General features: G+C 26.0%; 22 protein-coding genes and 1 other annotated feature. Of the genes, 6 read left to right on the top strand and 16 right to left on the bottom strand.

The annotated features are described in order from the left end of the window. Positions 1-2: 2 nt before the first annotated feature. Together I2A66_RS13240 and I2A66_RS13235 are read right to left on the bottom strand one after the other, a co-directional pair. The gene (locus tag I2A66_RS13240; protein ID WP_195251823.1) at positions 3-158 is read right to left on the bottom strand and encodes a hypothetical protein; all 156 of its coding nucleotides are present in this window, start codon (positions 156-158) and stop codon (positions 3-5) included. 32 nt (positions 159-190) lie between these two features. Next, positions 191-388, bottom strand: a complete 198-nt coding sequence (locus I2A66_RS13235; protein ID WP_195251821.1) for a helix-turn-helix transcriptional regulator — start codon at positions 386-388, stop codon at positions 191-193. A gap of 155 nt (positions 389-543) precedes the next feature. Here I2A66_RS13235 and I2A66_RS13230 point away from each other — a divergent pair, with 155 nt between their 5' ends. The 3 genes from I2A66_RS13230 to I2A66_RS13220 are packed head-to-tail and all read left to right on the top strand — an operon-like array spanning position 544 to position 3,032. Next, a complete protein-coding gene (locus I2A66_RS13230; protein ID WP_195251819.1) occupies positions 544-939 on the top strand; it encodes a helix-turn-helix domain-containing protein in 396 nt (131 codons plus the stop codon). Positions 940-959: 20 nt separating this feature from the next. Next, positions 960-1,364: an ImmA/IrrE family metallo-endopeptidase gene (locus I2A66_RS13225; RefSeq protein ID WP_195251817.1), complete on the top strand. Its 405-nt coding sequence runs from the start codon at positions 960-962 to the stop codon at positions 1,362-1,364. A gap of 15 nt (positions 1,365-1,379) precedes the next feature. Next, complete coding sequence (locus I2A66_RS13220) at positions 1,380-3,032, top strand: recombinase family protein (protein ID WP_195251815.1); 1,653 nt, start codon at positions 1,380-1,382, stop codon at positions 3,030-3,032. 30 nt (positions 3,033-3,062) lie between these two features. Here the strand turns inward: I2A66_RS13220 and I2A66_RS13215 are convergent, their stop codons facing one another. Continuing rightward, complete coding sequence (locus I2A66_RS13215; protein WP_195251814.1) at positions 3,063-3,218, bottom strand: hypothetical protein; 156 nt, start codon at positions 3,216-3,218, stop codon at positions 3,063-3,065. Positions 3,219-3,412: 194 nt separating this feature from the next. Between I2A66_RS13215 and I2A66_RS13210 the strand changes: the two genes are divergently transcribed. Continuing rightward, positions 3,413-4,063 carry a DUF421 domain-containing protein gene (locus I2A66_RS13210; RefSeq protein ID WP_122640359.1) on the top strand — a complete coding sequence of 217 codons (651 nt, stop codon included), beginning with the start codon at positions 3,413-3,415 and terminating at the stop codon, positions 4,061-4,063. Between the two features lie 28 nt (positions 4,064-4,091). Beyond that, positions 4,092-4,472, top strand: coding sequence for a DUF4363 family protein (locus I2A66_RS13205; RefSeq protein WP_122640360.1), 381 nt, complete (start codon positions 4,092-4,094; stop codon positions 4,470-4,472). Between the two features lie 211 nt (positions 4,473-4,683). Here the strand turns inward: I2A66_RS13205 and I2A66_RS17680 are convergent, their stop codons facing one another. The 10 genes from I2A66_RS17680 to larE all read right to left on the bottom strand — a co-directional run bounded on the left by I2A66_RS17680 (position 4,684) and on the right by larE (position 13,122). Continuing rightward, complete coding sequence (locus I2A66_RS17680; protein WP_334298825.1) at positions 4,684-4,779, bottom strand: hypothetical protein; 96 nt, start codon at positions 4,777-4,779, stop codon at positions 4,684-4,686. Further along, positions 4,769-4,867, bottom strand: a complete 99-nt coding sequence (locus tag I2A66_RS17890; protein ID WP_442970894.1) for a hypothetical protein — start codon at positions 4,865-4,867, stop codon at positions 4,769-4,771. The genes I2A66_RS17680 and I2A66_RS17890 overlap by 11 nt, the downstream gene beginning before the upstream one ends. An 87-nt stretch (positions 4,868-4,954) precedes the next feature. Further along, positions 4,955-5,163: a binding site (T-box leader), on the bottom strand. A gap of 73 nt (positions 5,164-5,236) precedes the next feature. Next, positions 5,237-5,974: a tRNA pseudouridine(38-40) synthase TruA gene (gene truA / locus I2A66_RS13195; protein WP_122640361.1), complete on the bottom strand. Its 738-nt coding sequence runs from the start codon at positions 5,972-5,974 to the stop codon at positions 5,237-5,239. A 25-nt stretch (positions 5,975-5,999) separates the two neighbouring features. Next, on the bottom strand, positions 6,000-7,430 hold the full coding sequence (locus I2A66_RS13190; protein WP_147516002.1) for a sensor histidine kinase: 1,431 nt from the start codon (positions 7,428-7,430) through the stop codon (positions 6,000-6,002). Positions 7,431-7,432: 2 nt separating this feature from the next. Next, positions 7,433-8,131, bottom strand: coding sequence for a cell wall metabolism DNA-binding response regulator WalR (walR, locus tag I2A66_RS13185; protein ID WP_195251812.1), 699 nt, complete (start codon positions 8,129-8,131; stop codon positions 7,433-7,435). Positions 8,132-8,147: 16 nt separating this feature from the next. Then, complete coding sequence (locus tag I2A66_RS13180) at positions 8,148-9,551, bottom strand: hypothetical protein (protein WP_122640363.1); 1,404 nt, start codon at positions 9,549-9,551, stop codon at positions 8,148-8,150. A 17-nt stretch (positions 9,552-9,568) separates the two neighbouring features. Beyond that, on the bottom strand, positions 9,569-10,192 hold the full coding sequence (locus tag I2A66_RS13175; RefSeq protein WP_243113399.1) for an HDIG domain-containing metalloprotein: 624 nt from the start codon (positions 10,190-10,192) through the stop codon (positions 9,569-9,571). A gap of 154 nt (positions 10,193-10,346) precedes the next feature. Next, on the bottom strand, positions 10,347-11,084 hold the full coding sequence (locus I2A66_RS13170) for a hypothetical protein (protein WP_147516001.1): 738 nt from the start codon (positions 11,082-11,084) through the stop codon (positions 10,347-10,349). Between the two features lie 73 nt (positions 11,085-11,157). After that, entirely contained in the window at positions 11,158-12,306 is a 1,149-nt protein-coding gene (locus I2A66_RS13165; protein ID WP_122640366.1) for a THUMP domain-containing class I SAM-dependent RNA methyltransferase, read from the bottom strand. Between the two features lie 15 nt (positions 12,307-12,321). Continuing rightward, the gene (gene larE / locus I2A66_RS13160; protein ID WP_147515999.1) at positions 12,322-13,122 is read right to left on the bottom strand and encodes an ATP-dependent sacrificial sulfur transferase LarE; all 801 of its coding nucleotides are present in this window, start codon (positions 13,120-13,122) and stop codon (positions 12,322-12,324) included. Positions 13,123-13,330: 208 nt separating this feature from the next. On the opposite strand from larE, the gene I2A66_RS13155 reads away from it, so the two are divergent. After that, complete coding sequence (locus tag I2A66_RS13155) at positions 13,331-13,561, top strand: hypothetical protein (RefSeq protein ID WP_122640368.1); 231 nt, start codon at positions 13,331-13,333, stop codon at positions 13,559-13,561. 89 nt (positions 13,562-13,650) lie between these two features. Here the strand turns inward: I2A66_RS13155 and I2A66_RS13150 are convergent, their stop codons facing one another. From I2A66_RS13150 to I2A66_RS13140, 3 genes are read right to left on the bottom strand one after another with little or no spacing between them, the layout of a single operon-like run. After that, on the bottom strand, positions 13,651-14,301 hold the full coding sequence (locus I2A66_RS13150) for an ABC-2 transporter permease (protein WP_122640369.1): 651 nt from the start codon (positions 14,299-14,301) through the stop codon (positions 13,651-13,653). Then, the gene (locus tag I2A66_RS13145) at positions 14,285-15,157 is read right to left on the bottom strand and encodes an ABC transporter ATP-binding protein (protein WP_195251805.1); all 873 of its coding nucleotides are present in this window, start codon (positions 15,155-15,157) and stop codon (positions 14,285-14,287) included. The genes I2A66_RS13150 and I2A66_RS13145 overlap by 17 nt, the downstream gene beginning before the upstream one ends. 1 nt (position 15,158) lies before the next feature. Next, positions 15,159-15,551, bottom strand: a complete 393-nt coding sequence (locus I2A66_RS13140) for a GntR family transcriptional regulator (protein WP_330615479.1) — start codon at positions 15,549-15,551, stop codon at positions 15,159-15,161. Positions 15,552-15,571: the final 20 nt, after the last annotated feature.

The following is a 15,571-nucleotide window of genomic DNA, read 5'->3' as shown; positions in this document are numbered from 1 at the left end:
ACTCACCTATCTTTCATTAAACTCTCTATTTCTTCTTTGCTACACCCTAAAATTCCAACATCTAAAACTAATTTCTTATCAAATTCAATTACCTCTTCGATTGTGTGGATTCCTAGTTCTTCATTAAAATATTTCCAAACAGCTTCTTCATTCCTCATAATCCAACCTCCAAATATACCGTTTTGGCAGATTAATTTGTAAAAAAAATATCTTTAATATCTTTTTGAAAAACTTTAGCTATCTTATCAGCTTCTATTAATAAAAATTGAGTTTCTCCAGATTCTTTTTTCTGATAAGTCGCTTCTGGCATATTAATCTTTTTTGCCATTTCTTTTTGAGTAAATCCATTTTCAACTCTCAACCCTTTAAGTCTGTTAAGATTTATCATTATTTCACCCCTTTTCTTCCTCCTTGGTATATTTATATATTAATCTACCATTTTGGTAATGTCAATCATTTTTTCAAAAAAATATTGCTTTTTTGGTATATTTTATTTCTTATTTGGCATAATATATTATAATAATTATTATTGGAGGTGACAAAATGGCAACATTCGGTGATAGATTAAGAACACTTAGAAAGGAAAAACAATTAACTACAGTGCAATTAGGAGAAATATTTAATACTACTAATTCTACAATTTCTAGATATGAAAATGGATTAAGAGAACCTAGAAGAGACTTTTTAGAAAGATGTAGTGAATATTTTAATGTATCTATAGATTATTTATTAGGCGCTTCTGATGAAAGGAGTCCAGTAGATTCATTACCAAATGAATTTACTAGCGCAGAAGATGCAATAGCATTCTTATTAAAACAACCTACTTTAGTAGCTTTTGGGGGATATGATTTAAATAAACTTAGTAATGAAGAACTTTTAGATTTCGCAAATGATCTACTGCAACAATTTAAAATGGTAAGTTATAAATATAGAAAATAAAACATAATTTCGGGGGAAACATGGGAGTAAAAAAAGTAATAGACACTTTATATAATATATATTCTGAATATCACACTACCGATCCGTTTGAGCTGTGTGAACACTTAGGTTATAAAATAAGATATAAGAATTACAATGTTGATGCAATGAAGGGATATTACACCAAAGTTTTTGATGACGTATGCATTTATATCAATTCAAATTTAAGTCGATTCTCACAATCTATAATTTGTGCTCATGAACTTGGCCATGCATTAATGCATGATAATGCAGGTAATCATTTTAATGGTGGAGATATGCAAAAAGAATACGAAGCAAATTTATTTGCAGCTTATTTACTATTAAATGAGAGTGATTACGATATTAAGTTTGAAAATATGAATAGTTATTTGTTACAGCAAGCTATAAATGACCTAATTATTTAAAGAGGTGAACTAAAGATGAAAGCAGCATTGTATATCAGAGTTAGTACACATCACCAAGTTGATAAGGACTCACTTCCATTCCAAAGAAGTGAGCTTATCAATTACGCTAAATATGTACTGGGGATTGATGATTATGAGTTGTTTGAAGATGCAGGATATAGTGGAAAAAATACAGATAGACCTGCTTTCCAAAATATGATGAATAAAATTAAAAACCGCGAATTCACTCATCTACTAGTTTGGAAGATAGATAGAATATCACGTAATTTATTAGATTTTTGTGCTATGTATGATGAAATAAAGGAATATGGAGTTATTTTTGTAAGTAAGAATGAACAGTTTGATACATCTAGTGCCATGGGCGAGGCTATGTTAAAAATAATATTAGTTTTCGCAGAACTTGAAAGAAAACTTACTGCTGAAAGAGTTTCTTCTATAATGCTCTCTCGTGCTGAAAAGGGACTTTGGAATGGCGCTAATGTACCTCTTGGATATGTCTATGATAAAGTAACTAAATTTCCTAAAATCGATTCTAAGGAATCCAAAACTATTAAGTTAATATTTGATACTTATGAAGAAATAAAATCCGCTACACACGTTATGAAGCATTTAAACGATAATAATATTCCTACTAAACGTGGTGGTAGGTGGACTAGTAAAACTGTCACCGATATTATAAGAAATCCATTTTATAAAGGTACTTATAGATATAATTATCGTGAATCGGCTCGTGGTTCAAAAAAAGATGAAAAAGAATGGATTATAATTGACGATAATCATGAGGGAATTATATCAAAAGAACAATGGCAATTATGCAATGATATAATGGATAAAAATGCAGAACGTAATAGTTCAATGTATCGTAAAGATGTTAACACTCATGTATTCTCTAGCATTCTAAAATGTGAGAATTGTGGTAGAGGTTTTATAGCTAATACTGACCAACCCCGTAAAAATGGTTGGAGGCCTAGCACATATCGTTGTCAAGGTAGAGCTAGATTCTATGATTGTGATGCTGGTATGACTGGAGATGTTAAAATAGGTTCATTTGTAATTAATTACTTGAGTAATTTTATAAAGGCTATTAACTCTATAAATAAAAAAAGTACCGTTGAAGATTTAGAAAATCAATTATTAAAGGGGAAAGAGTTTAAATATGTTCATATAAATAAAGATGACTTGGACTACTCTTTTAAATTAATATCTAGTATCAATGTAAGTAATGTAATAAATTCAAATAAAAATGTTAAAGTTAATAAAGTTTCATCTAATAATTTAAATTCTGAAAGAGATAAATACAAGAGAGCACTTAATAGGTTAGAAGACTTATATTTATTTGACGATGAAGGTATGAGTGAAAAAGACTATTTAGTAAAAAAACAAAAACTAGAAAATAAGTTAAGTGAAATCAATAAAGAATTGGAAGAAAAAAATAATTCTAATTCAACTATAGATTGGTCTTTTTTAAATAATACACTATTAAAAAATGAGCTATTAAATAAGGATCACATTGATTATAAAAACTTAGATATGACTATTGATAGAGATATTATTAAAAAGTTCATAAATGATATCGTAGAAAAAATAACTATAAAAAAAGACGGCAGAGTTGCCTCTATTTCTTTTAAGAATGGAATAACGCACAACTTCACATACACTCAAGGCTAGATTCTTTCTAGTCTTTTTTATCATGTTTACTTACACTCTCGGACATCCAAAGGTTTGAATTATATATTTAGGCTTTACTTGATGTATAGCGTAATATCTTGAATTTTGCTCTGCTATTGCTTCTATAAATCTATCTTGTTCCTCTATTTTTTCTATAGGAACTTGTACTTGTTTTCTCTTTGACAAAGTTGATTCCTCCTAACGGTATTGCTATTTATTATAGATAAAAATAATTATATCAAATTAAAATAAATTTTTAAAGATATTAGTTAAATATATCCTTTTATATAAAAAAATAAACTTTTATTTTAAAGAATTATATTTTTTATTTTAGGAATAATAAATAAGATAATACGGTTATTTATAAAAGGAGATATATAATGTTAGTAGTTTTAGTAAGAAGTATTTTACTTTATATTGCTGTTTTAATTTCCTTAAGGGTTATGGGGAAGGGTGAAATAGCAGAAATGAATTCTTATGATCTTGTTATAACTCTACTTATAGCTGATGTAGTTTCAATGCCTATGGAGAATAATAGTATACCTTTAATTAATGGTATAGCTAGTTTGACAGGACTAGTGTTGATGCAAACAATTATCTCTTATCTTTCCTTAAAAAGTAGGAGATTTAATTCTTTTCTAAGTGGGAAACCATCAATTTTAATAAATAAAGGAAAAATAGATGTAAAAGAGTTAAAAAGGGAAAGAATAAGTATTGATGAACTTTTAGAACAACTAAGAATTCAAGGATATTTTAATTTAAAAGATGTTCAATATGCTATTTTAGAAACTGATGGTAATTTAAGTGTTGTGCCTACACCTACATATAACTCAACACCTTCAATTTCATTTAATCACTTGCCTCTTCCATTAATTATAGATGGGAAAATTATAAACAATAGTTTGAAGTCTATTAATAAAAATGAAAAATGGCTAAAAGGATTAGTTAAATCTAATCATATTGACAATATTTCAAATGTTCTTATATGTATTTTAGATGAGTATGATAAAATTTTCATTCAGACAAAATAAAAAATCAATCTTAATGGAGTTTATATAAATGAGATCTTTAATTTGTGTTTTAATTTGGACAATTTGTTTTGTATCCTTTGGTACATATACCAATAATGAAGTTAACCAATTTACAAATAAATATGAAGAAAATATTTCTGTAATAGAATCATTAATAGAAAATGATAATTGGAATGAAGCCAAAGAGGAGTTAACTTCTTTTTCTAAAAACTATCATAATGAAAAAGACATTTGGTATAAATTATTAGACCATACTTATTTTGATGATATTTGCTTGTATATGAATATATTAGATAAATCTATATTAGATCAAAATAAAGTTAAATCATTTGAAGAGATAGAAAAAATAAAAATAACATTAAATAATATATTAGAAAGTGGGGCATTTGATCTTAACCATATATTCTAATATATAAATAGGAGATGATATTTAATTCATCTCCTTTCTTTTGATTAATCGTCTATTATTATATTTTTTTATTTCATAGCATCTATTTTTAATGGTAATGTGAATAAATTTATAAATCCATCTGCATCTTTATGATCATAAAGCTCACTTTCTCCAAAAGATGAAATATCTTTATCATAAAGTGATAATTTTGCAAATATACCCGCTGGCTTTATATCTCAAGTATATTATGTGCTTCATATAAAATAGTTCCACCTGGTGTTTCATATATTCCTCTAGATTTCATAACTACCAATCTATTTTCCAATATATCTATAACCCCCGATTCCATGTTTAGATCCTACTTTATCTAAAGTATAAATTAACTCAACAGGACTTAGTTCTTCTTCATTTATTTTTTTAGGTATACCTTTTTCAAAATATATATCTATATATTCACTTTTATCACATTTAAAGTTAATAAAAAACTATTAGTTAAATAACTAAGAGGCGAATTTACGCGGTACCACTCTAATTAATAAGTTAAACTTATCCACTCTTTCTCTTAAGGCCAGATATTCCTACTAATTTACTAACTAATTCAAATAGTATCCTCCAAAGCTCTTTTCACATATACCCTTTTATTAGGCTTCCACCATCCCTAACTCTCTATAAATTAAATATAAGCTACTTTCTTTTTCATAGAATTTAATATATAAACTTTTATATGATTCAATAGTAAAACACATTAAATTCTATGTCAATTTTATAAATTACTTTATATATTAATACTTGACTTTATATAAAAATAATCCTTTTGAAGGAGCTGTATCTGAAGCAAAAGCTCTATTTTTTATATCTAACATTTCTTTAATATCTTGTGGTGTTTTTCTTTTTAATCCAACATCTATTAGCGCACCAGATATAATCCTTACCATATTATATAAGAATCCATTTCCTTCTATATAAATTTCTATTAATCTATTATTTTCTTGTATTTCTATAGAGTAAATCTCTCTTACATTACTTTTCTTTTTAGATTTTGAAGAAGCAAAACTAGTAAAGTCATGTTCACCTATTAAGAATTTACTTGCTTCTTTCATTAAATTTAAATCAAGCTCTTTATCTACATGGTAGGAATATTTTCTGTTAAATGTATTATGAAATTTATTATTATCTATTCTATATAAATACACTTTAGATTTTGCATTATATCTGGAGTGGAATCTTTCTCCAACTTCTTCTATATTTCTTATAACTATATCTTCCGGTAAATACTCATATAAATATTTTTGTATTTTTTCAATAGAGTCTGTTATATTTGTTTTAAAATTTACAACTTGTCCGTATGAATGAACTCCCATATCAGTTCTTCCAGAACCTATTATTTCAATTTCTTCATTGGCCATCTTAGAAAGTACTGATTCAATTTTCCCTTGTATAGTCATGTCATTATCTTTTAATCTTTGGAATCCTTTATATCTAGATCCATCATACTCTACTATCATTTTTATATTTCTCATATTAATCCTCTTTTATCTCAATCTATTAAATAGATTCAAGTATTTTATTTTTTAAAGTAAATGTAATTGTAGTACCTACGTCCTTTTTACTTTCTATATTTATCTTTCCACCATGAAGCTTTACTATCTCATTACTTATAGCTAATCCTAATCCACTTCCAGATTTATGGAAATCCTCTTGGAAAAACTTTTCTAAAACTTTTTCTAGATTTTCTTCTTTTATTCCAGATCCAGTATCCTTAACTTTTATAGTTGTAAATTCTTCATTTTGTGATACTATTATCTCTATATATCCATCCGGAGGTGTGAATTTAATTGCATTTTGAACTAAATTTATTAAAACTTGTCTTAGCCTATTCTTATCACCTTGAATATTTATAATTTCTTGAACTTCAAAACTTGCACTTAAGTTTATATTATTTTCTATAGCTTTAACTTTTAATTGATTTACTACACCTTTTGTTAAAGCCTCTATATCAACCATATCTATTTGTAACCTTATTCGATCTGATGATAATCGAGAAAAATCTAATAATTCTTCTACCAGTTTTATAAGTCTTTCTGTTTCATCTTGAATTATTCCAAGACCTAAGTCTAGCTCATCCTTACTTATATTTTCATATCCTAGCGTTTCACTCCATCCCTTTATAGATGTAAGTGGTGTTCTTAACTCATGAGATATAGAAGATATAAATTCTTCTTTAAGTCTTCTTGTTTTATCTATTTCACCAGCCATATGCTCAAAAGTTTGTGCCAAATCACCAATTTCGTCATTTCTAATTTTATTATTTTTTAACTTAATATTATAATTTCCATGAGCAAGTTCATTTGCAAATTCTTTTAATTCTCTAAGGGGTTGAGTTAAACTTTCGGCAAATCTAAGGCTTATTGATATTGTTATTAACAATATAAAAATTCCAGCTAAAATAAGCCCTAACGCTATTTTAAATATAGTTGTATCTATGGCATTTAATGAAACTGTAAATCTTGCAACACCTTCTATAACATTGTTAACTTTTAAGGGTACTGATACACTCATTAAATGCTCGTTAGTCTCAGGTATTCTATATGTATATGGAGTTAATGTACTAGCATCAGCTAAAGCTCTATTTACATCATCATAATTAACCTTTTTATTAGTCTTTATTCCATATTGATCTATTATCATTATTTTATTTTTATCTATTATTTGAACAGCAAATTTAGAATTAGTCTTCATAATTTCCTTTTCAATAATATTATTTATTTTTATTTCAAAACTACTAGACTCATTTGATATACTTGAATAAGTTTCTCTTGTAAATGTTGAATAACTAGTTAATGATTGTTTTACAGAGTCGTAATAATAGTTTTGTATATTAAAAATAAATAACCCTTCGAATAAGACTATAGTTATAATAATTATAGTAAAGTAGTATTTAATTATTCTTCTTCTAAGCCCCTCAAAATGTAACACTACTATTCTTCCTTTCTAAAACTATATCCATATCCCCAAACAGTTTGTATATATTTAGGTTTTGATGCATCATCTTCTATTTTATTTCTAATCCTTCTTATATTTACATCTACTATCTTAAAATCATATAAATAGTTACTACCCCAAACCTCATTTAATATTTGATCTCTACTTAATGATTGACTGCCATTTGTCATTAAATACTTAACAATTGAAAACTCTGTTGGTGTAAGTTCTATTTCAACATTATTTTTATATAACTTTCTTTTATCTATATCAAGTCTAAATGGATTAGATATTATTTCATTTGTTTTTAATTTCGTTTCATCTTTTTTAATTCTTCTAAGTAATGCTGATACTCTTACTAATAATTCTTTTATACTAAATGGTTTAATTATATAATCATCAGCACCAGATATAAATCCTTCTATTTTATCTTCTTCTTGTGATTTTGCAGTTAACATTATAACCCCAACCTGATCAAAGTTCTGTCTTATAAATTTACAAATTTCTATACCACTCATATCTGGCAGCATTACATCTAAAAGTGCTATAGATATATCCTCTTCTTTCGATAACTTTTCAATAGCCTCATTTCCAGTTCCAGCCTCTATAACTTCATATCCTTCTCTTTTTAAATTTATACTCACAAAGCTTCTTATTCCTATCTCATCTTCTAATATTAGTATTTTCTCCTTCATAAAAGTCCTCCCATTATTATTCATATATTAAAGAAAAATAACCTTTAAGTATATCTATAGTAATATCTAATTTTTCCAATTCATCCTTATCATCTATTACCAATCCGAAACTATACTTTTCAGTCTCTTTAAGTGCTCCTGATGGTTGAGTTACCAAGTTTACATTTTTACTTTCATCAACTATAGCTTTACTTGATACAATTATTGTAAATAGATTTTTAGGATTACTATCTAAATTGTCATAATAATAAAACTTAAATAATGTATTATCGCTGCTATATTGCTGTTCTATATAAATTTTATTTGCTAAGTTATTTGGTATAAGAAGTTTATAATTATATTCGTAATTATAATATACTTGAATGGTAAATAATAATCTAGAGTTTTCACCACTTTTACCGTTCCATCTATACCAACTTATATTTGCCGATGACTTTGATGTATAAGTATTCTCATTTAAACTACCATTTAATATAGGTATATCTATAACCTTATCATTATTAACATCTTCTACTGGTATATAATAGGATTTCATTAGATTTTTATCATCATCGCTAAATGCTTTCTTCAAACTTTTATTATCAAAATATAATATTTGTGTAAAATAGCTACTATCTTTTATAACTGGTATATCTAACACAATACCTTTTATAGTTGAGCCCTTTACTTGTGATGATACGGTTCCAAGTGTTATATATAATTCACTTACATTCTTTACATTATCAAACTTTACATAATCTAATAAATCTAAACACTTATCAATATTATTAAAATTAGCAACACTTGCATACATTTGACTATTTTTACTATCGTAATTTATCATAAGTATATCTAATATATCATCATCATTTATATATCCGATTTCAATTTTCATATCAATTAAATTTGCTCTATTTTTAATCCACGTAGGAGCCATTTTTAAATCATGCTGAATTTTCCCATTTTCAAATTTATATATATATAACTGGGTTTTAGATGTATCCTTTATAGCTAGTATAATCTCTTTATTTCCATCATTGTCTAAATCATAAAAATTTGCATATTCTATAGATTCTCCAGGTTGTGATATCTTTGCTTTTTCCTCATATTGATTGTTTGAGCACTGATTCAAAACTAAAAATCCTATTTCATACTCATTAGTATTTAAATTTTTGTTTTTTTCAAATGCAATTATCTCATCTATACCATCATTATCTAAATCTACTCTATTTATCTTCCCCACATCTTGTGAGTTAGAAGGAAGTACTAATGAAGAACCATTTACTATCATTTTACTTACATTTTCATATAGTTCTTTATTTTCTTCATTATAAATTGGTTTATCTTTTATTAATTCTTCTGGTGATTTATTTACTGATGTACATCCAGTCATAGAAATCATTAAAATACCTATTAGTATCGTGTTCTTCAATAACTTCATTAAATTCCTCCTACTCTCTACTTTAAGGCCTTATTGCAATACTTTTTAAAAGCATCTATTTTTTTATACTCCATATCTATTATATCTTTTGTTATTTTACCTCTTCCAAGTCTATCACATAAAGACAAAAGCGCAACATCTCTATAATCACATTCTTTTAACATTTTACTAGGTTCAAAAAATGGTAAGCTTTTATCAAAATACAATGGTTGCATATGGTATCTAACTAATTTACTTACACTCTTTTTAATATAATCACTAGCCCCTAGTTTTTCTAAAATATCATAAGAAATATCTTCTCCTTCTATATCATGATTGTAAGATGTTATTCTTCCTTTTCTTATTTTAGTTGTAGTTAATTTTCCAATATCATGCAAAAATGCTGACCACATAAATACTTCTTTATTATTTGATAAATCTCTATTCTTAGCAGCTTCATCAATAACTAATAACACGTGATTAAGTACATTTCCTTCTGGATGATATTTTTTATTTTGATCTATTTTAGCTAGGTTCTTAATTAAGTCTAATGGTTTTTTATCAAATTCACCTTTATCTATTAATTCCCTTATTTCATTAGATGGTTTTTCATTGTTAATTAAAATTTCATTAAGATTATAATACATATTTTTTTGTGTCATATAAATCATCCTTTCCTTATATTATCATAAAATCTGTCTAATGTATTCCTTATTTTATTTATTATGATTTACCTAATTGTAAAAAAATAAAAGCTTAGTAATTTAACTAAGCTCTTATTTTTATTTTAACACTATATAAATAATTTATTTGTAATTATTTTTTAGGAAAAGATTCTTTTGACCAAACAATATTTTCAATTTTATCAGATTTAGGCTCTATTTCTTTAGACTCTTGAATCTTGTCGACAGTATCAACAGTATCATCATCTATACCTCTAAAATTCATATTATCATTTTTTTCTACTTCTTCAATTATCTCTTTGTTATCATTTTCATCATTTTGCTTAATTTCTACTGACTCTTCTTTACTACTTGATTTCTTAACTCTTTTTTTATGTGAGTGATTATGTGAATGATGATGTTTTGAATTACCATTATCATTACTTCCTAATACATCATCTTTAGTTTCTTCTTTAGATTGTTTGTGAGATTCGTGCTTTGCATGAGGTCTTTTAGAATGTTTTTTTACATTACTTTTTTTATTTCCTTGAGATACTTGATTTAATTCTTCTTGAGGAGCGCTTTTTGATTTTTTATTTGCTACATCATTATTACTTTCTTCTACATCCTTAGATTTGTGATTTTTTTTATTTGAAGATTTATTATGATTTTTCTTTTTACCTAAATTTAATCCAAATGAACTTCCTTTTTTAGTTCTAGGCTTTTCTTCTTCTAATCCAAATTCTTCCTTGTTATCATCTGGAACTAAGTCATTCAGTATAACTTCATTATAACTTTCTTCATAATTTTGTTTTTGTGTATTCTTATCATTTTGGTTTGAGTGTTTTTTCCTACCACTTCTTTTATTATTATTATTTTTCATTTTAAGCAAATTTTACACCCCCTTAAAACTCTTTATAATATCTATATTCTTTTAAGGGGGAAATTATTTTTATTATTTTTAATTATTCATTATTTCTTGGAGGTCTTGGACCTATATACTGATATAAATTCGTCTTAAGCATACCATTATAAAGCTTTCTCTTCTTATCTGCATCCTTACCAAACTCTTTTTCAAAATCTTCAAAAGATGTTATTAAATAATAAGACCAGTTCTTTAATTTTCTAAAAGTATAACCTAATTCTTTATAAAGCATTTTAACAGTATCAGTATCTTCTAATCTTTCTCCATAAGGTGGATTACTTATTATAAATCCATATTCTTCATCACTTTTAAAATCAATTGCATTGCCTACATTAAATTCAATATAATCTTCCACTCCTGCAAGTTCTGCATTTTCACGAGCTATTTTTATTGCTTCTTCATCTATATCATAACCATATATTTTAAAAGGATTACTTTCATCTATTTTATCATATGCTTCTTTTCTTACATCCCACCATATTTTCTTATCCATAGTTCTCCATTTTTCAGAAATAAACTCTCTATTTAATCCTGGAGCCATATTTATTCCTTTCATAGCAGCTTCTATTAAAATAGTACCAGAACCACACATAGGATCAACTAAAGTTCTTCCTGGCTTCCATGGAGTAAGATACATTATAGCTGCTGCTAATGTTTCCCTTATTGGAGCTTTATTAGCCTTTTCCCTATAGCCTCTTTTATGAAGTGCATCTCCTGTTGTATCTATAGAAAGTATAACTTTATCCTTGTGTATAAATACATATATCGGATACTTTTCTTTATCTTCTTTTAAAAGACCATCTTCTAAATAACTCTTCTTTAAACTTTCAACAATTGCCTTTTTTACTATAGATTGTATATGTGGTGTTGAATGTAACTTAGATTTTATTGATGATGCTTTACTTATTGGGATTTGTGCACCATAAGGTATATACTTAGCCCAATTTATTCTCTTTGTTCCTTCAAATAATTCATCAAAAGTTCTAGCTTCAAATTCAGCTACTTTTAAATGTACTCTTTCAGCACATCTTAGCCACATATTAGCTTTTGCTATACCGTATTCATCAGTTTTATATGTAACTCTACCATCTTCTGTTTTTATAATTTCAAATCCTAAATTTGTTATTTCTCTTGCAAGCATTTTTTCTACGCCAAAGAAACAAGGTGACATCAATGTATACGTCTTCATTTTTTCCTCCTATTTTTATGTGAGATTAGTACTGCCCATTTTATAACCGCCCATATCTAATGTCACATATTTAAATCCAAATTCTTTAAGTTTATTATTTGTTTTATCTAATATATCATTACTGAAAAACTTATATAATTCATTTTTTCCAACTTCAATTCTTGCTATATCTTCATGAAGTCTTACTCTAAATTGATCAAATCCAATACTCATTAAGTATTCTTCACTTTTTTCTATCATTCTAAGCTTTTCATTAGTAATTTTTGTACCACATGGAATTCTAGTTGCAAGGCAAGCAAATGCAGGCTTATTAAATGTTTTCAAATTCATTTCCTTTGACAGTGTTCTTATATCATCTTTCGTTAATCCACATTCCTTTAATGGGCTAACTACACTTAATTCTTCTATCGCTTTAAGTCCTGGTCTATAATCACCTAAATCGTCTAAATTGGTTCCATCAACTATGTGTTTAATATTATTTTCATTTGCTATCTCTTTTACCTTGCTAAATACTGTTTTTTTACAGTAGTAGCATCTTTTAGGTCCATTTTCTATAAACTCTTTAATATCAAAATCATCTATCTTAACTACAACATGCTTTACATTAAATGTTTTTGCATATTCTATAGACTCCGCTATTTCTCTATTTGAATGCATCATTGCATGTAAAGTTACTGCAATTACATTTGCTCCTAAAGTATCACTTGCTACTTTTAGTAAAAAATTACTATCTACACCACCAGAGTAAGCAACAGCTACGCTTCCCAATTCCTTAAGCATGTTTCTTAACTTATCTAATTTTTTATTTAATTCCATATTATCCCCCCCATACTTATAGTACATTAATTATATAAAATATAAGTATATAAATCAAACTAAATTATTATAAAATTCATCTTTTTATAATAATTTAGTTTGATTTATAACATTAATTTTTCAAAATTATACTAGACAATTTGATAATTTAATTAAATTATTGTAGTATATATGATATATTTACAAATGGTATAGGGGTGAATAGACTATGAAAATAAATTACAACACATTGAATAATTTAGTTAAACATAATAATGGTATGAAGTTAGTATTTAGAGAAAATTCAAATATTTTAGATGTGTATATAAATAATAAAATATGTTTAACTTTAGAATTAGAAAATAATGATTTAGAATACAATAGTAAACTAATTTATAATTCTATAATAAGTTTAAAAAATGTTACATTATATATTCCTAAAATTTATATAAAAGACTAAATATTAGTTTATAGTTTGTATATATAAATATTCCATATATGATATAATCTTTATTCTATCATATATGGAATATTTTAAATTTTACTTAATTATATAATCTCTTTATCCTTATATATTTTTTTAGATAATATATATGAAATTATAAGTATTATTAAGTTCATTAATATGCAAATTTTTCCTAACCCTATATTACTTAAACTAATTATTAGATTGGCAAATTCTTCATTTTTTAATAATGAACTTATTGCAAATGATGGTACAAATAGCATTATCATCATTATAATTGTAATTATGCTTCTACCTTTAATAAGACCAAATTTTAATACTAATGGTATTAATATTGATATTAAAATAATCGAAGATGTAATTCCCATAATTATAAGTGTTTTAAACTCTAAAATATTATCTGATTCAGGAGAGTATTTTTTTGCTATAAGGTAACATATTGAAAAAACTATACCTGCCATTAATATTATACTTAAAGAAAATATATATCTTGATGCTACATATTCCTTTTTAGTTATAGGCAATGATGCTACTAAGTAATCTATACCTGCATGTTCTTCATAAGCTATAACCTGATAACAGACTTGATATACTATAATACCAATTAATACATTTAAAAACATTGTATTTACTATAGATACACATATAAATATAATCATTGATAGTAAAATTAAGCTTTTAACAGAATTAAGATTAGAATAATTCATTCTCACTAAATTAATTGTTCTTTTCACTTTTATTCCCCCTTGTATAATAAGTTAATATATCTTCTAAATTTATATTGTCATATACTACTTCTTCACCAAATAAATCATATGCTTCTTTTCTATTAAAAACTAAACCTTCAAATCCAAAACTATTTTTTAATACAGACACAAATACATTTTTAGTATCATCACTTAATAATTCATTCTTACCTCTAACTATACAATGATTTTCTAATATTACATCCTTTTCTCCTTGAAGTATAATTTTACCGTTGTATATAAATATTAAATAATCAGCAACTTTATCTAAATCTGAAGTTATATGAGTAGAATAAAAAACACTTGAGTTATCTTCTTCTATTCGCTCTTGAATTATCTCTAGTAATTCATTTCTAACTAAAGGATCTAAATTTGCAGTTGGCTCATCCATTATAATTATCTTGGGATGATGAGATAACATTATGGCTAGTTCAAATTGCTTTTGTTGCCCCTTTGAAAGTTCATTATAAACTTTATTTTCATTTAACTTAAATTGATTTATATATTTTTTATATAAATTCTCATCCCAACTATTATAAAATCTAGATATATATTTTTTTATAGTAGATATTTTTGATTCCTTTAAATAACCACTTATATCACCTACATATCCTATTATCTCTTTTGTATATACTTCTTCTAAATTATGTTTTTTGCCAAATATTTCGATGCTTCCACTGTCTTCATTTAACATACCCATAATTAATTTTATAGTAGTAGTTTTTCCTGATCCATTAGGACCTATAAAACCAGTTATAAATCCCTTTTTTATCTCTATATTATCTATATCTAATTTAAAATTATCAAATCTTTTACTTAAATTATTTATTTTAATTGCACTCATACTATACCTCCTCATATAAACTCTTAAATACCTCTATTCCCTCTTCTAATGTCATTCCAACAGACTTGGCTTGCCTTATTATCTCATCTAGCTTACTCTCAATTTCAAACATAGCAACTTCCTTAAGTCTTTCTTTGTTTTGACTTGCTACAAAACTACCTTTTCCTGTTACAGTCTCTAAATATCCTTCTTTCTCTAATTCTTCATAAGCTCTTTTAACGGTTATAATACTTACCTTTAATTCTTTTGCTAATGTTCTTATTGACGGTAGTCCATACCCTGATTTTAATGTTCCATTAAGTATCTGTGTTTTTATTTGAACTTGTATTTGTTCATACAGTGGAACTGCTGATGAGTTACTTATATTTACATTCAAATTATCATTCCCTTCCAAATTATGTAATTGTATATATC

The organism is Romboutsia sp. 1001713B170207_170306_H8 (assembly GCF_015550495.1).
In the GTDB taxonomy this organism is placed as follows: Bacteria; Bacillota; Clostridia; order Peptostreptococcales; family Peptostreptococcaceae; genus Romboutsia_E.
Note: the sequence above shows the minus strand (reverse complement) of the source record. Positions and strands in the feature narration are given on the sequence as shown.